Source organism: Kocuria rosea (assembly GCF_006094695.1).
Classification (GTDB): Bacteria; Actinomycetota; Actinomycetes; order Actinomycetales; family Micrococcaceae; genus Kocuria; species Kocuria rosea.
Genome location: NZ_CP035103.1, coordinates 18,753 through 37,490 on the forward strand (window position 1 = coordinate 18,753; position 18,738 = coordinate 37,490).

General features: G+C 72.8%; 16 protein-coding genes. 5 read left to right on the forward strand and 11 right to left on the reverse strand.

Features of this window, described 5'->3' with window-relative positions; translation table 11 throughout:
• Nucleotides 1-45: 45 nt before the first annotated feature.
• Nucleotides 46-891 (reverse strand): MSMEG_6728 family protein, encoded by an 846-nt coding sequence (locus EQG70_RS18380; RefSeq protein WP_109268892.1) that lies wholly within the window; start codon nucleotides 889-891, stop codon nucleotides 46-48.
• Between the two features lie 83 nt (nucleotides 892-974).
• On the opposite strand from EQG70_RS18380, the gene EQG70_RS00090 reads away from it, so the two are divergent.
• Nucleotides 975-2,300 (forward strand): MFS transporter, encoded by a 1,326-nt coding sequence (locus EQG70_RS00090; protein WP_109268891.1) that lies wholly within the window; start codon nucleotides 975-977, stop codon nucleotides 2,298-2,300.
• Between the two features lie 120 nt (nucleotides 2,301-2,420).
• On the opposite strand, the gene EQG70_RS00095 is transcribed toward EQG70_RS00090, so the two are convergent.
• The 4 genes from EQG70_RS00095 to EQG70_RS00110 form a co-directional block, all read right to left on the reverse strand.
• A complete protein-coding gene (locus EQG70_RS00095; protein WP_109268890.1) occupies nucleotides 2,421-4,097 on the reverse strand; it encodes a thiamine pyrophosphate-dependent enzyme in 1,677 nt (558 codons plus the stop codon).
• 263 nt (nucleotides 4,098-4,360) lie between these two features.
• A complete protein-coding gene (locus EQG70_RS00100) occupies nucleotides 4,361-5,776 on the reverse strand; it encodes a sugar porter family MFS transporter (RefSeq protein ID WP_017835090.1) in 1,416 nt (471 codons plus the stop codon).
• A 186-nt stretch (nucleotides 5,777-5,962) separates the two neighbouring features.
• The gene (locus EQG70_RS00105; RefSeq protein ID WP_244296608.1) at nucleotides 5,963-7,159 is read right to left on the reverse strand and encodes an ROK family transcriptional regulator; all 1,197 of its coding nucleotides are present in this window, start codon (nucleotides 7,157-7,159) and stop codon (nucleotides 5,963-5,965) included.
• Between the two features lie 101 nt (nucleotides 7,160-7,260).
• The gene (locus EQG70_RS00110; protein WP_208746230.1) at nucleotides 7,261-7,593 is read right to left on the reverse strand and encodes a glutaredoxin domain-containing protein; all 333 of its coding nucleotides are present in this window, start codon (nucleotides 7,591-7,593) and stop codon (nucleotides 7,261-7,263) included.
• Between the two features lie 437 nt (nucleotides 7,594-8,030).
• Here EQG70_RS00110 and EQG70_RS00115 point away from each other — a divergent pair, with 437 nt between their 5' ends.
• Nucleotides 8,031-8,864, forward strand: coding sequence for a phosphatase PAP2 family protein (locus tag EQG70_RS00115; RefSeq protein WP_244296610.1), 834 nt, complete (start codon nucleotides 8,031-8,033; stop codon nucleotides 8,862-8,864).
• Nucleotides 8,865-8,905: 41 nt separating this feature from the next.
• Here the strand turns inward: EQG70_RS00115 and EQG70_RS00120 are convergent, their stop codons facing one another.
• The 3 genes from EQG70_RS00120 to EQG70_RS00130 all read right to left on the reverse strand — a co-directional run bounded on the left by EQG70_RS00120 (nucleotide 8,906) and on the right by EQG70_RS00130 (nucleotide 13,166).
• A complete protein-coding gene (locus EQG70_RS00120; protein ID WP_109268887.1) occupies nucleotides 8,906-11,146 on the reverse strand; it encodes an MMPL family transporter in 2,241 nt (746 codons plus the stop codon).
• 127 nt (nucleotides 11,147-11,273) lie between these two features.
• Entirely contained in the window at nucleotides 11,274-11,663 is a 390-nt protein-coding gene (locus tag EQG70_RS00125; RefSeq protein WP_017835095.1) for a universal stress protein, read from the reverse strand.
• Nucleotides 11,664-11,702: 39 nt separating this feature from the next.
• Nucleotides 11,703-13,166 (reverse strand): APC family permease, encoded by a 1,464-nt coding sequence (locus tag EQG70_RS00130; RefSeq protein WP_051063846.1) that lies wholly within the window; start codon nucleotides 13,164-13,166, stop codon nucleotides 11,703-11,705.
• A gap of 129 nt (nucleotides 13,167-13,295) precedes the next feature.
• Between EQG70_RS00130 and EQG70_RS00135 the strand changes: the two genes are divergently transcribed.
• Nucleotides 13,296-14,375 carry a nitronate monooxygenase gene (locus EQG70_RS00135; protein WP_017835097.1) on the forward strand — a complete coding sequence of 360 codons (1,080 nt, stop codon included), beginning with the start codon at nucleotides 13,296-13,298 and terminating at the stop codon, nucleotides 14,373-14,375.
• A 22-nt stretch (nucleotides 14,376-14,397) separates the two neighbouring features.
• On the opposite strand, the gene EQG70_RS00140 is transcribed toward EQG70_RS00135, so the two are convergent.
• From EQG70_RS00140 to EQG70_RS00150, 3 genes are all read right to left on the reverse strand, one after another.
• Nucleotides 14,398-15,903, reverse strand: a complete 1,506-nt coding sequence (locus EQG70_RS00140; protein ID WP_035924324.1) for a peptide MFS transporter — start codon at nucleotides 15,901-15,903, stop codon at nucleotides 14,398-14,400.
• Between the two features lie 172 nt (nucleotides 15,904-16,075).
• Nucleotides 16,076-16,915 carry an aldo/keto reductase gene (locus EQG70_RS00145; RefSeq protein ID WP_017835099.1) on the reverse strand — a complete coding sequence of 280 codons (840 nt, stop codon included), beginning with the start codon at nucleotides 16,913-16,915 and terminating at the stop codon, nucleotides 16,076-16,078.
• A 223-nt stretch (nucleotides 16,916-17,138) separates the two neighbouring features.
• A complete protein-coding gene (locus tag EQG70_RS00150; RefSeq protein WP_109268886.1) occupies nucleotides 17,139-17,978 on the reverse strand; it encodes an SIR2 family NAD-dependent protein deacylase in 840 nt (279 codons plus the stop codon).
• A gap of 111 nt (nucleotides 17,979-18,089) precedes the next feature.
• On the opposite strand from EQG70_RS00150, the gene EQG70_RS00155 reads away from it, so the two are divergent.
• Both EQG70_RS00155 and EQG70_RS18025 read left to right on the forward strand, forming a co-directional pair.
• On the forward strand, nucleotides 18,090-18,467 hold the full coding sequence (locus tag EQG70_RS00155) for a hypothetical protein (RefSeq protein ID WP_017835101.1): 378 nt from the start codon (nucleotides 18,090-18,092) through the stop codon (nucleotides 18,465-18,467).
• Between the two features lie 104 nt (nucleotides 18,468-18,571).
• Nucleotides 18,572-18,724, forward strand: a complete 153-nt coding sequence (locus tag EQG70_RS18025) for a hypothetical protein (protein WP_160291625.1) — start codon at nucleotides 18,572-18,574, stop codon at nucleotides 18,722-18,724.
• The last annotated feature ends 14 nt before the right edge of the window (nucleotides 18,725-18,738 follow it).

Genomic DNA, 18,738 nt, shown 5'->3' on the forward strand with positions numbered 1-18,738 from the left:
ACATGCTACCCACGGTTTGGTGCCTGGGACGGGCGTGACGCCGGATTAAACCCGCGGCGCGCCCGGATCCGCGCCGACGGCCTCGGCGGGGACCGCGAAGACGGGGCGGGGGGACTGCAGCCGGGCGGGTGCGGGCAGGTCGCGGCGCAGCACCCGGTCCCCGCGCTCGAGCTCGAGGGAGAACCCGCCGACGGCGTGGTGCACGTTCTCGCCCAGCACCGTCCGCTCCACGACCTGCTCCGGGCCGGGCGGCCCGTGCAGCAGCAGCACCGGCTCACCCTCCCGCAGCTCCTCCTCGACGCGGGCCACCGCCTGCACCCAGTGGCTCTCCCGCACGCCGTCCGGGACGCGGAAGGGCACGACGACGGCGCCGCCCGCCGCCTCGTGCGCGCCCGGCGCCAGGACCCACGCCCGCCGGCCGTGCGGCGGCTCGGCGGGGGGCGTGCGGCCCTCCGCGGGCACGGGCCACACGTAGTCCAGGCCGGCGGGGTCGCCGGGGAAGACCGCGCGGTAGAGCTCCTCGTCCTTGCGCAGCAGGTTCGACCGGTGCGAGCGGTGGAACGCCTCGTCGCCCAGCCAGGGCGGCGGCGGCGCCACGTCGTCGTCGGGGGCGCGGTCCCAGGCCTCGGGGGCGAACTCGCGGATCTGCCACCCCGTGCTGTCGGCCCCGCCGCGGGCCGTCCACTCGTCGACCATCGCGCGGCCGTAGGCGACCAGTGCGGGCACGTGCCCGGACCACATCGCCGTGGCCGGGTGGCGGTACCACCCGTAGCCCGGCACGGTGGCCGCGCGCAGCACCTGCAGGGTCTCCACCCGCTGCTTGCCCAGCCGCTTGCGGTCGAGGACGCGGGCCGAGCGGGCGAAGTCCGGGTACGGGAGGAAGGTCTGCACCGCCCCAGTGTCCTACGGATCCGCGGCCTCCACCACCGCACCGGCCCGTGCGCCGGAGCCCGCGCGGGGGGGACACTGGGGGCATGCCCCTGCCCCGCGCGCTGGAGCCGTTCCGGCTCGGCCGGTACCGTGTGCTCGCCTTCGCGATGTTCAGCAGCGTCTTCGGCGCCGGGATGTGGGCGGTGGCCCTCGTGCACCAGGTCCTGCAGCTGGACGGCACGGCCGTGGACCTCTCGGCCGTGACGGCGGTGGGCGCGCTCGGCATGCTCGTCTTCGTGCTCGTGGGCGGGATCGCGGCCGACCGCCTCCCCCTGGCCCGGGTGCTGCGCCTCGTCGAGACCGCCAACCTCCTGACGGCGGGGACGCTCGCCGTCCTGGCCCTGGCGGACGGGCTGCGCATGGGGCACCTCGCCGCGGCGGCGTTCGTGTTCGGCGCGGGTCTCGGCTTCTTCTATCCGGCCTACTCGGCCTCGCTGCCCCGGATCCTGCCCGCCCGGCAGCTGCTCGCGGCCAACGGGGTGGAGGGCACGGCGCGCCCGCTGCTGCAGCAGGCGGCGGGACCGGCCGTGGCGGGTCTGCTCATCGGGCTGGTCGCTCCCGGCGGCGCGCTCGCCCTGATCGCGCTCTGCCACGCCGCCGCGCTCGTACTGCTGCTGCGCCTGCACGTGCCCGGCCACGACGCCGATTCGGACGCCGGCGCGGACGCCGGCGCGGACGCCGGCGCGGACACGGATCCAGGCGCGGGGGAGCCGTCCCCGCCGCGGGAGGCGGTGGGCGCCCTGCGGTCCGTGCGGCAGGACCTCATGGAGGGCGTGAGCTACACGGTGCGGACCCCGTGGCTGCTGTGGACCCTGCTGTGGGCGGTGCTCGCGGTCTTCCTGCTGCTGGGTCCCCTGGAGGTCCTCGTCCCGTTCCTGGTCCGGGACCGGCTGGGCGGGGACGCCTCCACGTTCGGCTACCTGCTGGCGTGCTACGGCGGGGCCAGCGCGGTGGCCTCCCTGGTGGTCGCGTCGCTGCCCCTGCCGCGGCGCTATCTCAGCTGGATGATCGTGCTGTGGGGGTTCGGGACGCTGCCCTTCGGTCTCGTCGCGACCACCGACTCGTTCTGGGTCATGGCGCTGTGCCTGGCCTTCGTGGGCGCCGGGGACGGCGCGGGCATGGTGCTGTGGGGCACTCTCCTGCAGCGCCGGGTCCCGCGCCACATGTTGGGGCGGGTCTCGAGCCTCGACTTCTTCGTCTCGATCGCCCTCATGCCGGTGTCGATGGCGGTCGCGGGACCCGTGGCCCAGGTGGTGCCCCTGCCGGTGATCTTCTGGACCGTGGCCCTGCTGACCCCGGCGCTGGGGCTGGTGGCCCTGTGGGCCGGGCGGATGCGCGAGGACGAGCTGGCGCACTCGCTGGCCGGCTGAGCGCCGCCGTTGCACCCCACAGGGCGCAGGGACGGGGACGTGCGGACCGGGGGCGGTGCCGCGTCCCGACCGGACGCGGCACCGCTCCGCTCACCGCACGAGCGGTGGACGGCCCGCGGGTCAGTAGGCCTTGACGCGCTGCTCCACGATCAGGTGGATCAGGGCGAACTGCCCTTCCTCGTCGATCGCCCTCAGGGCGGCCTGCAGCGCGCCGGGGATCTCGGCGTCGGTCTCCACGCGCACCCCGAACCCGCCGAAGGCCTGGGCCATCAGGGCGAAGTCCGGGTTCTTCAGCTGCGTGCCCGAGACCCGGTCCGGGTAGTCCCGCTCCTGGTGGGTGCGGATCGTGCCGTACTCCTGGTTGTCCATCACGACCACCAGCGGCGTGGCCCCGTACTGGGCCGCGGTGGCCAGCTCCTGCCCGTTCATCAGGAACTCCCCGTCCCCGGCGATGGTCACCACCCGACGCCCCGGGAAGCGCAGCGAGGCCGCCACGGCCGAGGGCACCGAGTAGCCCATGGAGCCGTTGCGGGCCGAGATCATCGAGGCGTACCCCTTGGCGGGGAAGTAGCGGTGGGCCCAGTTGGTGTGCTCACCGGCGCCGAAGGTGCACATGGCGTCGTCGGGCAGACCCGCCACGAGATGGGCCATCATGGTGTCCATCCGGGCCCGGCCCCCGGACGGCTCCGTGGACACGGGGGTGGAGAACTCGACCTGCTGCGCCCGCAGCCGGGCGGTCCACTCCTTCCACGCCGGCTTGGCCGGCAGGTCGATGCGCACGAGGTCGCGCACGAACACGTCGGGCTTGGCCACGATCTGGTAGGACACCGGCCCGGAGCGCCCGCGCAGGGACGGGTCGATGGTGACCAGGAAGTTCTTCTTCTCCCAGTCCTGGCGGACCAGGAACCCGTTGGTGATGACGTCGCCGGGGACGGTGCCCACGAAGACCAGCAGGTCGGTCTCCTCGAGCATCTCGAAGGTCGCCTTCGGGCGGCCGTAGCCGATCGGGCCCACGTAGGAGTCCGAGTCGAACGGGACGGTGCCCTCGGTGCGCCACTCGGCCGCGGCCGGGAGGTGGTGCTCCTCGAGCCAGTCCGTGAGGCCGGCCGCACCCTCGACGGTCCAGTCGTTGCCGCCGGTCACGAACAGGGGCTTCTCCGCGGTCGAGAGCGCGTCGCGCAGCGCCTTCCAGTCGTTGACCGTCATCCCGCCGTGGGCCACGGGGATCGGCGGGTGCAGGGTCGCGTCGATCTCGGCCCGGATGATGTCCTCGGGCAGACCCACGACCACGGGGCCGGGGCGGCCGGAGTTGGCGGCGAACATCGCCTCGGCCACGATCTCGGAGGCCCGCTCGGCGTGGTCGAGGACCATCACGCGCTTGGCCCCGGAGTCGAACCACGCGTGCGGGTCGAACTCCTGGAACGCCTCCTTGTCGCGGTGCTCGAACGGGATCAGGCCCACGAACAGCACCATCGGGGTGGAGTCCTGCCACGAGGTGTGCAGGCCCACGTGGGCGTTGGCCGCGCCGGGGCCGCGGGTCACCATGGCCACGCCCGGGACGGGGCCCATCTTGCCGTCGGCCTCGGCCATGTAGGCCGCACCGCCCTCGTGGCGGCAGACGACCGTCTCGATCGACGAGTGGTGCAGACCGTCGAGCACGTCCAGGTAGGACTCGCCGGGCACCACGTAGGTGCGCTGCACGCCGTGCGCCACGAGCGTGTCCACGATGACGTGGCCCGCCGACTTGCGGGCAGTGGTCTGTGCGGGGGATGCGGGGTCCGCAGTGGTCTGGGTCAACGTGGGTCCTTTTCGCCGTTGAAAATGGAGCGGTGGGGCTGGGCAGGCCGGAACCGGCTCGGGGGTCCGGGCCTGGCGCAGTTCATCCGAAAATACCCGATGCGGGCGGCGATCCGTGTCCTGGCGGTCACGGAGGAGTAAAGAAGGACGCACAGCGCCCGCGGTGCCCTGTGCGCTCCCGGGCCCGGGCACGACGACGACGGCGGCGGTGGTCTCCCCCGGAGGGGACGATCACCGCCGCCGTCGTGGATCCTGCGCGGTGCTCAGTCCTGCATGTCCTCGAGCTCGATGCCGGTGGTCTCGCGGACCATCTTGATCGTGAAGATCAGGGAGACGAGCCCGAAGAACGCGTAGAGCCCGTACGCGACGCCCAGGGAGAAGGCCGCCAGGGCCGGGAAGGTCACGGTGACCAGCCAGTTGGCGATCCACTGCACGAATCCGGCCACGGCCAGGGCGGCGCCGCGGATCCGGTTCGGGAACATCTCGCCCAGCAGGACCCACATCATGGGACCCCACGAGACGCCGAAGAAGACCACGAACAGGTTGGCGGCCACGAGGGCGAGGGGACCGGCGGTGGGGCCGAGCACCGGTGCGCCGTCGACCACGTCGGCCGTGGCGAACAGGACGGCGAGGGTGGCGAGGGACAGGGTCATGCCCGCCGAGCCGATGAGCAGGAGCCGGCGCCGGCCGACCTTCTCGACGAGCGCGATCGCCACGATGGTCACGGCGACGTTGACCACGGACGTGATCACCGTGATGGTGAACGAGTCGGCCTCGGTGAAGCCCACGGACTGCCAGAGCACGTTCGAGTAGTAGAAGATCACGTTGATGCCCACGAACTGCTGCAGCGCGGCCAGGCCGATGCCCACCCACACGATCGGCTTGAGACCGGCCGTCCGTCCCTTTAGATCGGACAGCCGGGGCTTGTGCTCGATCCGGAGGGTCTCCTTGATGAGGCGCACCCGCTCGGCCGCCGACGCGGAGCCCTGCAGATTGGCCAGCACGGCCTCGGCCTCGTCGGAGCGACCGTCCTCCACCAGGTAGCGGGGGGACTCGGGGATCGTGAACGCGCCGATCAGATAGGCGATGGCCGGGATGGCCTCGGCCATGAACATCCACCGCCAGGCCTCCAGGCCGAGCCACAGCTCCTGGGTGGAGCCGCCGGCCATGGCGGCGAGCCAGGCGTCCACCGCCAGCGAGATGAAGATGCCGAGCACGATGCCCATCTGCTGCAGCGAGCCGAGCCGGCCGCGGATGGAAGCCGGGGCGACCTCGGCGATGTAGGCGGGAGCGATGACGGAGGCGACACCCACGCCGATGCCCCCGACGACGCGCCAGAAGATCAGCCAGCCGAAGCTGTCCACCACACCGCAGCCGATCGCGCTGACGAGGAAGAGGACCGCGGCGATCTTCATCACCGGGACGCGGCCCAGGGCGTCGGCGACCCGGCCGCCGAAGAACGCACCTGCGGCGGCGCCGAGCAGGGCCGAGGCCACGGCGAAGCCGAGCGGTCCGGGAGCGACCCCGAACTCCTCCTGGATGGCCGAGACCGCGCCGTTGATGACCGCGGAGTCGTAGCCGAAGAGGAAGCCGCCGAAGGCGGCGACGATGGTGATCCGGAGGACCGCCGAGGTGTTCGGGTGCTCCGCGACCCTGGGGGTCGTGGCGTCTTGGCTCATCGGACAGCTCCCTTGCTGGTGGAGATCGGCTGCTGGTGGAGGAAACGGCGTGGGCCCGGGACGTGCCGTCCGCCGCACCCCGGGGCGGACGCACCCGCCGACGCCGCAGGGTTCGTGTGACGCGATCCACACTAAAACTCAGTGCGCTGAATGTCCATTAGTCGAAGACAGGTGTCGTCCGGCGCGTCATCCTGCCGGAAGGGCCCCGACGGGCAGCTCCGCGTGCTGCAGGGCGAGGATCACCGCGCCCGCCACGTGCGCCTCGATGCCCAGCGTGGCGGTCTCGATCCGCAGGCCCCGCACGCTGCCGCGGACCCCCTGGCGGGAGACGACCTCGCGCAGCGGGCCGAGCAGCAGCTCGCCGGCCCGGGCGATCTCGCCGCCGACGACCACGAGCTCCGGGTTGATGGTGTTGCACAGGTTGGCCACCGCCGTGCCGAGCAGGCGGCCGGTGTCGCCGATGACCCGCCCGCAGCCGACGTCGCCGGCGAGCGCCGCGGCCACGAGATCGGGCACGGTCAGGTCGGGCCCGTGCGTGGTGCTCAGCAGGCCGGTGACGTCCCCGGAGGACACGTAGGTCTCGAGGCACCCGCGGTTTCCGCACCGGCACACCCGGCCGTGCTCGTCCACGGTCGTGTGGCCGAGCTCCCCGGCGGACCCGGTGGCGCCGCGGAAGAGGGACCCGTTGAGGATCAGACCGGCGCCCACGCCGTGGCCGATCTTGAGGTAGGCCATGTGCTGCGCTCCGCGCCCGGCGCCCCAGGCGTGCTCGCCCAGGGCGCCCGCGTTGGCGTCGTTCTCGACGACGACGGGCAGTCCGAGCCGGCGGCCGGCCTCCTCGCGCACGTCGATCCCGCTCCACGCCGGGAGGATCGCGCTCACACTGACCAGCCGGCCCTCGAGGTCCACGGGGGCCGGGAGGGTGAGGCCCGCGGCGAGCAGCCCGGACCGTGCCGTGCCGTGCTCCCGGAGGAGGGCGTCGAGGGTCCGGCCGACCAGCTCGAGGTCCTCGGCGAAGCGGTGCTCGGCAGGCAGCTCGTGACGCCGCTGGGCGAGGATCCTCTGATTCAGGTCCGCGACGGCCACCGTGACGTGGCGGTGTCCCACGTCGATGCCGACCACGTGGCCGGCCGAGCCCCGGAAGCCGATGCGCTGACCCCGGCGGCCGGCGCCGTCCGTCTCCATGACGAGCAGGCCGGCGCCGATCAGCTGGTGGACGATGCTGGACACCGTCGAGGGCGCCAGTGCGGTGCGCCGGGAGATCTGCGCCTGGGTCAGGTGCCCGTCACGGCGCACCGCGTCGAGCACCCGGCGCTGGTTGGCGTTGCGCAGGGACGTCTGCGAACCGGGTGGAACGGGGGACCCCGCGGGCTCGGACATCATCGTCCTCTTTCACCGGTGAACGTGAACAGGACTGTCATCCTAATCAGCGTTCACAGGTCGAAGACAGGGGTGGGCGGCCCGGGGGTTCCGCCCGCCTGCTCTCAGAGGACCTTGCCGGCCTCGGCGATCAGCCCTCTGGCGGCGGCGACCTGGGCGGGGGAGGCCGCGACGAAGTGCTCGTCGCGGGTCACCACCGTGGGCACCGTGGCGTTGCCGTCGTTGAGGGACTCCACGAAGGCCAGGGCGTCCCGGTCCTCCCAGATGTCGGTCCACATGGCGCGCTCGGCGTCCGGTCCGAGTCCGCGCTCGAGCATGCCGCAGAACGGGCACCCGGGCCGCCAGTAGATGGCGACCCCGCCCTCCGCCACGTGCTGGACGGCCTCGGCGTGGGAGGCGGCCGGGCGGCGGCTGCGGGACTTGTCCTTCTTGAACACGGGGGCTCCTCGCGGGTCGGGCGGCAGGGTGGGAGTGGCGGCCCAGTCTATCCGGACCGTTCTACGTCAAGAGCTGTCCCCCGATGAGGGGACAGGGACTGGAAGTGGCAGAAGCATGGCAAGAGGGTGGCGGAGGCCCGTCGTGGCGGTGTCCGTCTTCGAGAACGCCCAATAAGGTTTGATCTTCCCGCAAATGTCCGGCGTTCCACGTGAAACTGCGCGGCTTCGTTCGAGCATCAGCCTTTTTCGGCTGATCGCGTTGCCGGTGTCGCGCGGGGGACGCGGAGCGTCACACAGCGGCCCCGACGGCACCGTTCCCGCCGCCAAGCTTCATGATTTGTCATTCTCTGTACCGATTCGGGGAATTCTTCCCGAACTCTCTTGCGGGCCGGGCGTTCGGGGACTCCCGGAACGTGGCGTGTGTCATGGTGGTGGGCATGGCAATTCCGGCGCAGCACTCTTCCCCCCGGCCGGCCCGCTCCACCTGGTCCCTCCCCCAGCTGCACCAGTGGGTGGTCGTCCCCTTCATCGTCGTGCTCGTCACGGCGACCGTGGGGCGGCTGCTGGTGTACTCCCCGGGAGTCGCGGCACAGGAGATCGAGGTCCTGCACCGGCTCGACGCGGCGCGCCTCGGCGTCCTGGACGCGCTGGCGCTCGTCCTGCACCACGCGTTCTCCACCCCGGGGGCGTTCGCGATCATCGCCGCCCTCACCGCCTGGCTCGCCCTGGCGCGCCGGCGGCCCTGGGACGCCGCCGGCTTCGCCGTCACGGCGCTCTCCGGCTGGGCCGCGGTCGGGATGGTGAAGGTCGCCGTCGGCCGCCCCCGGCCGGACAGCACGGCGTTCCCGGAACCCCTCGTCCTCGTGGACGGCCTCACGTCCTTCCCCTCCGGGCACGCGGGTGCCGCGCTGGCCATCGCGGCGGCGTTCTGCCTCGCGATGCGCCGGTCGAGGTCCGCCTCCGCCGTCCTCGTCGCGGGACTGGGCACGGCCGTGCTCGTCGGGCTGTCCCGGCTCTACCTGGGCGTGCACTACCCCCTCGACGTCCTCGCCTCGTTCCCCGTCGCCTGGGCGGGCCTGGCCGTGGGGTGCGGTCTCGCCAACCACCTGGTGCCCGCGCTCGCCTACGGCTTCGGCTGGCAGCAGGAGGACGCGGCGTGGCACGACGTCGAGCAGGGGCGCGCCGCCGAGGAGAGCCCCGCCGAGGACGCTCGTCCGGACACGGCACGGGTGCCGGTCGTGGCCCGGCGGACGGACCACCACGCCGCCTGACACGCCGCCCGCGGCCGTGGCACCGGGCGCCCCGCCGGGTCTCAGGGCTCGATCCGCCGGTGGAAGGGCCACCAGATGGCCCGGCCGATGTCGTAGGTCAGGGCCGGCACCAGCAGCGACCGGACGATCAGCGCGTCCAGGAGCACGCCGAACGCCACGATGAACGCCAGCTGCACCAGGAACATGATCGGGATGACGGCCAGCGCCGCGAACGTGGCCGCGAGCACGATGCCGGCCGAGGTGATCACCCCGCCGGTGAGGGTGAGACCCCGGAGGATGCCAGCCCGGGTGCCGTGCACCAGCGACTCCTCCCGCACCCGGGACATCAGGAAGATGTTGTAGTCGATGCCCAGCGCCACGAGGAAGACGAAGCCGAAGAGCGGGACCGAGGGGTCCGCACCGGGCAGGTCCAGGACGTTGTTGAACACGAGGGCGGAGACGCCCAGGGCCGTGAAGAACGAGACCACGGTGGTGAGGATCAGCAGCACCGGGGCCAGGACGGAGCGCAGCAGCAGCATGAGGATCAGGGTGATGACCACGAGGATCACCGGGATGATCAGCGTGCGGTCGGCGATCGAGGTCTCGTTGGTGTCGATGTTCGTCGCTGTGGTGCCGCCCACGAGGATCTCCGCGTCCGCCGCGCGCAGGTTCTCGCGCAGCTCCCGGACGGTCTGCTCCGCCTCGGGGGAGTCGGCGGCGTCGGACAGCGTGGCCTGGAGCTGATAGAGGCCCTCGGCCTCCGTCGGCTCGGCCCCGGCGAAGGGCCCGGCCGGGGGCGGGGCGTCCTCCCCGAGGGGCAGGGTGCCGGACGGGGAGTCGTTGGCGACGGCGACGACGCCGGCCACGCCCTCCGTGCCCTCGACCGCCTCGACCGCGGCGTCCAGGGAACGGGTCGGGACCAGCAGGACCGCTGGGCTGCCGGAGCCGCCGGGGAAGTGCTGGGCCAGGGCCTCCTGGCCGTCCCGCGCCTGGGACTCGCCGAGCACGAGCTCGCTCTGCTCCACGCCCGAGGCCTCGAACTGGGTGCTGAACCCGGCGAGGGCGAGGAGCACCACAGTGGTCACCACCCAGATCGCCCGCGGGGCGCGGGCCACGAACCGGGCCACCGAGGCCCACACGCCTCGCCCCTCGACGGTCGGGCGGGTGCCGGCCCCGTGCTCGACCACGCGCACGCGCTCCGCGCCCGAGGCGTCGTAGCGGGGCCGGAACGGCCAGAAGGCCCCCCGTCCCGTGGCGTAGAGGACCGCGGGCAGGAAGGTCAGGGCCGCCAGGACGGACATCACGATGCCGACGGAGGCCACCGGGCCCAGCGCCTTGTTCGAGGCGAGGTCCGAGAGCAACAGGCACAGCAGGCCCGCGATGACGGTGGCGCCGGAGGCGACGATCGGCTCGACCGAGCCCTTGAGGGCCGCCCGGGTCGCGTCCGCCCGTCCCCGGTGGTGCAGGAGGGCGTCCCGGTACCGGGCCGTGTAGAGCAGCGAGTAGTCGGTGGCGGCGCCGACCACGAGGATGAACAGGATGCCCTGCACCTGGCCGCTGATGGTCACGAGCTCGTTGGCCGCCAGCCAGTACACGACCAGGATGGCGGCGCTGAGGGCGAAGACCGAGGTCAGCAGCACCAGGACGGGCAGCACGGGGGAGCGGTAGACCACGAGGAGGATCACGAACACCACGGCCAGCGCCACGCCCAGCAGGATCCCGTCGATGCCCTCGAAACCGGCCACGAGATCGGCCGTGAACCCGGCGGGGCCCGTCACGTAGCTCTGCAGGCCCTCCGGCCGGTCCGTCTCGAACCGTTCCGCGAGCGCCTCGACGTCGTCGACGACCTCGCCGTCGGGCAGGGGGACGACGAGCTGGAAGGCCTCCCCGTCCTCGGACGGGATCAGCGGCGAGGTCTGCCCCTCGGCAAGGCCGCTCTCCTGCACCGCCGCGGCGGCGTCCTCCGCCCACGCCCGGTCGGCGGCGGTCAGCCCGCCCTCCCGGGCGAGGAGGACGATCGCGGGGATCGTCTCCGAGTCCCGGAACTCGCCCAGCAGCCGGGTGACCTGCGTGGACTCGGTGGACTCGGGCAGGAAGCTGGACTGGTCGTTGGTCGAGACCTCGGAGATCTTCCCGAAGTACGGCCCGCCCACGCCGGCCACCGCGAGCCACCCGACGATCAGCAGCGCCGGCAGCAGGATCCGCAGCAGCGTGGTCCAGCGGGAGCGCCGCGGGGGTGCGGGGGACCCGGGGGCCTCGGCCCACGGGGCGGGACGGGACGCGGTGGGGGCCGGGGTGGTCATGGCGTGCCTTTCACGAGCGGCAGGAGCAGGTCGGAGCCGCGGCGACCGACGGACCCCACCGCGGAACCGGAGGCGCCGGGGTCTGGGATCAGACTAATATTTCGAAAACAGAAATAAAATCCCGGGCTCAGTCGTAGACGGCCTTGACGCACAGCACCGGGCAGGGGCTCTCGAGCAGGACGCGCTGGGCGGTGCTCGCCATGATGATCTTGCCCACGGGGGAGCGGCGCCGGATGCCCAGCACGATGAGCTCGGCCCCGTGCTCGCGGGCGGTGTCGAGGATGACGTCGGCGGGGTCGCTGTCGTGGTCGGGCTCCCGCAGCTCGTAGCGCACTCCGGCACGGGCGAGCCTCTCCCGCTCCACGTCGATGTCTGCCTCGATCTCCGGCGGCTGGTGGCGCCTCGGCCGCGGCTGCACCACCACCAGGTCGGTGCCGCGGCGCTCTGCCTCGAGGATGGCGGCGTCCAGTGCCGCGTGTCCGGGGGCGGTGGGCATGTATCCGACGACGACGGTCACGGGTTCTCCTGGGGTAGCGGCACGGTGGGGCGGAACGGGTCAGGGACCGCGGTGGGGGTCCTGGTCCGCGGGCTCGTCCTCCATGCGGGCGAGGGCCTCCGGGTGCTCGAACCGCACCTTGCGGCCGAGGAACAGGCGGTCGTAGACGAAGTTGACGATCCACAGGCCCAGCCCGATCAGCAGCAGGACCACGGCGATCTGGTACTCGACGAGGTCCTGTGCCCAGGGCCCCACGAGGTAGGCGCAGGTGATCGCGCCCAGGTAGGGCAGGACCCGGGGGGCGTGGAAGTAGTCGTGGGTGGGGCTGTGGTCCTTGCGCAGGATGATCGCCGCGACGTTGACGATGGTGAACACGCCCAGGAGGAGAAGGGCCGTGGTGCCGCCGAGGGCGCTCGCCGTGCCGCTGCCGAGGATGTTGTTGATGACGACGATCAGCGCCATGGCGAGAAGGCTCGTGAACACGATGGCCGACCAGGGGGTGCGCCGGCCCTGCAGGACGTGGCCCAGGAAGTCCGGCAGCACGCCCTGGCGGGCCATGCCGTAGAGCAGCCGGGAGGCCATGAGCATGTTGATCAGGGCGGTGTTGGCCACGGCGAAGATCGTCAGGAACGGGTAGATCGTGTCGATGGGGATGTTGGGGGCGCCGATCCGGACCATGTCCAGCAGCGGCGTGGTCGACTCCCCGAGCACGCCGATGGGGACGACCGCCACGGTGAAGATCGAGACCAGGATGTAGACCACGCCCGTCAGGCCGAGGCCGAAGAGCATCACGCGCGGGAAGTCGCGGCTGGGGTTCTTGGTCTCCTCGACCATGTTGACGGAGTCCTCGAAGCCCACGAAGGAGAAGAACGCGAGCGAGGTCACCGCGGTGAGGGCCAGGAAGATGCCCTTGTCCTCCGAGGTCTCGAACACCATCGTCTGGCTGAAGTCGGCCTGGCCCTGGAACGCCGCCCAGAACCCCACGAGGATGACGATGAGCAGGCCGGTGAGCTCGATCGACGTCAGCACCACGTTGAACGCGAGGCCCTCGGTGACGCCGCGGATGTTGATGGCGGCGAGGATCGCGATGAAGATCACGGCGATCACGGTGATGGTCGTGGTGTCCACCTCCAGCCCGAAGCCGCGGGCGAAGTTCGAGGCCACGGCCGAGGCCGCCGTCGAGGCGGAGGTCAGGCCCGAGCTGAGCACCGCGAACGTCACGAGGAAGGTGATGAAGTGGATGCCGAAGGCCTTGTGCGTGTACAGCGCTGCGCCCGAGGCGCCGGGGTACTTGGTCACGAGCTCGAGGTAGGAGAAGGCCGTGATGGTCGCCACGAGGAACGCCACGAGGATCGGGGCCCACGCGGCGCCGCCGATCTCTCCGGCGATGTTCCCGGTGAGGGCGTACACCCCGGTGCCGAGGATGTCGCCCACGATGAACAGCAGGAGCAGGCCGGGGCCCATGACGCGCTTGAGCTCCGGCTGGGGGCGGGACCGGGTCCCGGATTCGGCTGACTGGGCCATCGGATGCCTCGAATCGGTGGTGACGGGCTGGCGGGCCCCGGCGTGCGGTGACCGTGGCCACAGCCTATGCCACGCCCCGCGCCCGGCCCAGGTGGTGACGACGAGCCGCCGTGTTCCTAGCCTGGGACCATGACGAGCACAGCGCCCCGCTTCCGGCTGACCGAACTCCGCCTCCCCTTCCTGGGCGCCCCGATGGCCGGCGGGCCCTCGACCCCGGCGCTGGCCGCGGCGGTCACGGCCGCCGGCGGCCTGGGCTTCCTGGCCGCCGGCAACCGTCCCGCGGCGGGCGTCCGCGCGGACGTCGAGGAGGTCCGGGCGCGCACGGACGGCCCGTTCGGGGTGAACCTGTTCGTCCCGCAGGCGGCGAACACCGCGGCCCCCGGGACGGCGGTCGACCCCGCCGTGCACCGGTCGGTCGCGGCCTACCGGGAGGCGCTGGAAGACACGGCCCGCCGGTACGGGGTGGAGCTGCCGGACACGGACCCCGCCGACGACGACGGGTGGGCCGCCAAGCTCGAGCTCGTCGAGGCGCTGCGGGTCCCGGTCGTCTCGTTCACCTTCGGGCTCCCCGCGGTCTCCGTGCTGGCGCGGCTCGCGGCGGTGGGCACCACGACGTCCGTCACGGTGACCTCGGTCCCGGAGGCCCAGGCCGCCGTGCGGGCCGGTGCCCACCTGCTGACGGTCCAGGGCCCGGCGGCCGGCGGGCACCGGGGCACCCACCGCGCGGAGGACGTCCCGGGCGAGGAGCCCCTGGTGGAGCTCGTCGCCGCGGTCCGCGCCGCCGTGGACGTCCCGCTCGTGGCCGCGGGCGGCATCGCCTCCGCGGCGGACGCGGACGCGGCCCTGACCGCCGGGGCGGACGCCGTGCAGGTCGGCACGCTGCTGCTGCGCACACACGAGGCCGGGACGTCCGCCGCGTACCGGGAGGCCCTCGGCTCGGGCCGCTACACGGAGACCGCCGTGACCCGCGCGTTCTCGGGACGGCTGGCGCGCGGGGTGCGCAACGGTTTCCTCGACCGCTTCACGAATATGGCCCCAGCGGCATATCCCCAGGTCAACCAGATGACCAAGCCCATCCGGGCGGCCGCGGCGCAGGCCGGGGACCCCGAGGCCATCGCCCTGTGGGCCGGTCCGCAGTTCGCGGCCGCACAGGAGGTCCCCGCCGCCGAGGTGGTGCGCGGCATCCTCCGCGCACCGACCGGTCCCTGACGGCGGGTGCCCGGCACGGCCGTCAGCGCACCCCGCGCATCATCCGCCGGATCCAGGGGGACAGCACGAGCAGGGCGGCGCCGACGACGATGGTCACGGCGCCCAGGGTCCCGAAGTAGGCGGCCTCGGTCTGCTCGCTGTAGTAGCCGGCCAGCGCGCCGGACAGGGCCGTGCCCAGGGCCACCGACAGGTAGAAGAGGGCGACCATCAGCACGGGATAGGCCCGCGGGGCCAGCCGGGTGGACAGGGACAGGCCCACCGGGGAGACCATCAGCTCGCCCAGGGTGGCGACCAGCAGGATCAGCGCGGCCCACAGGACCGGCACCGAGGACACCCCGACCATGGGCAGGAAGATCAGGAACGCCGATCCCATCAGCACGATGCCGAGGCCGAACTTGGTGGGCGTGCCGGGCTGGCGGTCGCCCAGCTTCGTCCACAGCACCGCGAACACCGGCGCGAGCAGGATGATGAAGAAGGGGTTGAAGGACTGGACCCAGGAGATCGGCATGGTCCAGTCGCCGAGCGCGCGGTCCAGCCGGGTGTCCGAGTAGATCGTGATGACCGTGAACTGCTGCTGGAACAGTGCCCAGAACGCGGCCGAGCCGATGAACAGCGGGATGAACGCCCGCACGCGGGAGCGCTCGTCGTCGTCGACCTTCTTGCTGGTGAGCAGGAGGACGAACAGCGCCACGGCCGCCACCACGATCACCCCCACCACGACGTCGGCGAGGTTGGCCGCGTTGAGCACCCCCGTGAGGGCGGCGGCCACGACGACGGCGATCGCCGCCGCGGCGATCCCCGCCCACTTCCCGTACTGCTCGCGCGGCAGGGGGTTGGGCACGTGGTGGACGTCTGCGGGAAGCCTCCTGCGCCCGAGGGCGTACTGGGCCAGGCCGAAGGCCATGCCCACCGCGGCCAGGCCGAAGCCGAGGTGGAAGCCCCAGGTCTTCTGCGCGAAGCCGGTCAGGAGCGGCCCGAGGAGTCCGCCGATGTTCACGCCCATGTAGAAGATCGAGAAGCCGGCGTCGCGGCGCGGGTCCTGGCGGTCGTAGAGGGCACCCACGAGATTGGTGATCGTGGCCTTGAGCCCCCCGGACCCGATCGCGATGAGGACGAGGCCGATCGTGAGGCCCGCGACGGCGGGGATCAGCGCCAGCGAGACGTGGCCGGCCATGATGAGAACGCCGCTGAGGAACATCGTCCGCTCGGAGCCGAGGAGCCGGTCGGCGACCCACCCGCCCAGGATGGCGAACAGGTAGACGGCGCCGCCGTAGGCGCCCACGATGCCCGCGGCCGTGGCGCGGTCGATGCCGAGCCCGCCCTCGGTGGTGGCGAAGTACATGTACAGCAGGACGATGCCCTGCATGCCGTAGAAGGAGAAGCGCTCCCACAGCTCGACGCTGAACAGGTTCGCCAGCATGCGCGGCTGGCCGAAGAAGGACCGGACGTCGGAGCGGTTGTCGTGGTGGTCGCGCGGGTCGGGGGCGCCGGTGGCGCCGTCCGCCGCGCGGGGGGTGTGGGAAGTCATGCGCACCATGATCGGCCTGCCGGGCGGTCGAGCACCAATCGGTGCGCGCCCGCGGCCGGCGGCCCCGTCGCGCTCACCCCCCGGTGGGCGGTGCCGGCGGCGGGACGGGCGACGCCCGGGACCGCGGTGCACCCACCGCGGTCCCGGGCGTCGCCGGGGAAGGAGCCAGGACTCAGTTGAAGTCCTTCGGGTCGGAGCCGATCCGCCCGCCGTTGTCGAGGCCGCTGATCGCCCGGACGTCCTCGTCGTCGAGCCGGACGTCGAGGGCCGCGTAGTTCTCGCGGATCCGCTCCGGCGTGACGGTCTTGGGGAAGACCACGTTGCCGATCGCCAGGTGCCACGCGATGATGACCTGTCCCGGGGTGGCGCCGTGCTTGCGGGCGATCGAGTCGATCACCGGGTCCTTCAGCAGGTCGCCGCCCTGGCCCAGGGGGGACCAGGCCTCGGTCAGGATGCCGTGCGAGGCGTTGAAGTCCCGCAGCGCGGACTGGTTGAAGTAGGGGTGCAGCTCCACCTGGTTCACCACGGGGACCACGCCCGTCGCGTCGATGATCTCCTGGAGCTCCTCCTGCGGGAAGTTCGAGACGCCGATGGACCGGGCCTTGCCGCTCTCCCGGATCTCCTGGAACGCCTTCCAGGTCTCCAGGTACTTCCCGCGCTTCGGGGTGGGCCAGTGGATGAGGTACAGGTCGACGTACTCCAGGCCGAGACGCTCCAGGGAGGCGTCGATGGCCTTCAGCGCGGAGTCGTGGCCGTGGTCGTCGTTCCACAGCTTGGTGGTCACGAAGATCTCGTCGCGCGGGATGCCGCTGTTCGCGATCGCCCGGCCGACGCCCTCCTCGTTGCCGTAGATCATGGCGGTGTCGATGTGGCGGTAGCCGGCCTCGAGGGCCTGGCCCACCACGTCCTCGGCGATGTCGGCGTCGACCTGCCACACGCCGTAGCCGAGCTGGGGGATGGTCCTGCCGTCGTGCAGGGTGAGGGTCGGGGACTGCGTCGTGGACTGCGTCATGGACCGTGCCTTTCGTGGGGAGACAGCCAGGGGCTGACAGGGAGGGCCGGGAGGAGCTCGTCCGGGCCCGGTGTCCGTCGAACAGTCTCCTGCTGTCGCCGCGCGCTGACAAGAAGGACAGCGTGCTTTCTGCTCTCAGCAATCGGCCTCCGCTGCCCAGCCGCAGCGGGAGGCCCCGGGAAGGCGGGGAACGGTGGCCGCAGCCGCAGCCGGCGGCGGGCGCTCAGCCGTCGGCGCGTGGCCGCCGGGCGGCCGGGCGCCGGTCGCCCCACGGGGGCAGGAGGCGGGGCAGGGCCTCGGCGGCGCCGGCCCGGACGGTCCGGTCGGCGTGCGGGGTGAGCGCGGTGTCCTCGGGGTTGATCTCGACCACGGGCGTCCCGCGGCCGGCCGCGATCAGCGGCAGGGAGGCGGCGGGCTGCACGAGCCCGGACGTGCCCACCACGAGCACGAGCTCCGCCTCGGCCACGGCCGCGGCGGCGCGCTCCACGGCGCCCTCGGGCAGCTGCTCCCCGAACCACACGACCGCGGGCCGCACCGCTCCGCCGCAGGAGGGGCACGCCGGGGGGCGCTCGCGGCCCGGCTCCTCGTGGTCGGGCTCCTGGGGAGCGGGTGGTGCCTCCGGACGGGCCTCCGCTGCCAGGCCCGGGAGGAGACGCTCCGGGAACGGGGCGCCGCAGTCCGAGCAGCGGAACGCGAACAGACTGCCGTGCAGGTGGGCGAGGACCGCGGAGCCCGCCCGCTCGTGGAGGTCGTCGACGTTCTGGGTGACCACGTGGACGCGGGCGCGGTCCGCCCACCGGGCGATCGCCCGGTGTCCGGCGTTGGGGCGGAGCCGGCGCACCTGGCGGGCCCGCCAGAGGTACCAGGACCAGACGAGCCCGGGGTCGGCGTCCCACGCCTCGGGGGTGGCCAGCTCCTCGGGGGACCAGCGGGCCCACAGTCCGGTGCCGGCGTCCCGGAAGGTGGGCACCCCGCTCTCGGCCGACATCCCGGCGCCGGAGAGCACGGTCACGGTGCGCGCGGAGCGCGCCAGCTCGAGCAGCTCGGGGTCGAGGTCGTCCATGCCGCCGACGGTATACGCACGGAGGCTCCCGGACCAGGGTGCCCGGGCCGGTGCGGGGAAACGCCCGGGCCCGTTGGTCGATCCGCACGCGCGCGTGGTGGAATGGAAACCATGAAGTTCAACGTCCAGCGCGTGCTGACCCCCGCCTACCTGACCTCCGTCGCCCTCGTCGTGGTCGGAGTGGTCCTCGGTCTGGCGTGGTACCCCGTCGCGGCGTGGCTGTTCGTGCTCGCCGGTCTCGCGCTCAACGCGATGGCCGTGTCCGTCACCGAGATCAACGACGCCCCGCGCCGTCGTCCGGCCCTCGCCCCCCGCGACGGCGACCGCGGTGGCGACGGCGAGCTCGTCGAGGACCGGGACGAGGACCTCGGGGACGCGCTCCCGCCGGAGGAGCCGGCACGCCGCGCGCCCGTCGAGCCGGACGCCGAGACCGCCGCCACCCCGACCGTCCCGCACTCCGGTTCGAGTCCCCTGCGGGAGCGGCGCTGACCCCGTCACCGGCCGGAAGGGCGGCCGGACCGCGCGCGGAGGAGTCACGGGCACCGCAGCACCTCGCCGGGGGCTGTGGTGGCCGTCATGGTAAATTCGGGGCGATGACCAGCCCCAGGAACCACGTCCACGGCCGCGGCCCCGCTGTGCCGCCGGGCCGCGTGCTGTCCTCGGCGGTCCGGTGCGTGTCCAACGGGACGAACGGCTACCTGAACTCCTGGGGGCCGCTGCTCTCCGGATGCCCCCGGGACGCCTGAGCACTCCGGCCGGG

Coding starts and splice junctions, on each gene's coding strand:
- EQG70_RS00090 (WP_109268891.1), top strand. CDS start 975: ATGCCCCTGCCCCGCGCGCTGGAGCCGTTCCGGCTCGGCCGGTACCGT.
- EQG70_RS00100 (WP_017835090.1), bottom strand. CDS start 5,776: ATGAGCCAAGACGCCACGACCCCCAGGGTCGCGGAGCACCCGAACACC.
- EQG70_RS00105 (WP_244296608.1), bottom strand. CDS start 7,159: ATGATGTCCGAGCCCGCGGGGTCCCCCGTTCCACCCGGTTCGCAGACG.
- EQG70_RS00115 (WP_244296610.1), top strand. CDS start 8,031: ATGGCAATTCCGGCGCAGCACTCTTCCCCCCGGCCGGCCCGCTCCACC.
- EQG70_RS00120 (WP_109268887.1), bottom strand. CDS start 11,146: ATGACCACCCCGGCCCCCACCGCGTCCCGTCCCGCCCCGTGGGCCGAG.
- EQG70_RS00130 (WP_051063846.1), bottom strand. CDS start 13,166: ATGGCCCAGTCAGCCGAATCCGGGACCCGGTCCCGCCCCCAGCCGGAG.
- EQG70_RS00135 (WP_017835097.1), top strand. CDS start 13,296: ATGACGAGCACAGCGCCCCGCTTCCGGCTGACCGAACTCCGCCTCCCC.
- EQG70_RS00140 (WP_035924324.1), bottom strand. CDS start 15,903: ATGACTTCCCACACCCCCCGCGCGGCGGACGGCGCCACCGGCGCCCCC.
- EQG70_RS00145 (WP_017835099.1), bottom strand. CDS start 16,915: ATGACGCAGTCCACGACGCAGTCCCCGACCCTCACCCTGCACGACGGC.
- EQG70_RS00150 (WP_109268886.1), bottom strand. CDS start 17,978: ATGGACGACCTCGACCCCGAGCTGCTCGAGCTGGCGCGCTCCGCGCGC.
- EQG70_RS00155 (WP_017835101.1), top strand. CDS start 18,090: ATGAAGTTCAACGTCCAGCGCGTGCTGACCCCCGCCTACCTGACCTCC.
- EQG70_RS18025 (WP_160291625.1), top strand. CDS start 18,572: ATGACCAGCCCCAGGAACCACGTCCACGGCCGCGGCCCCGCTGTGCCG.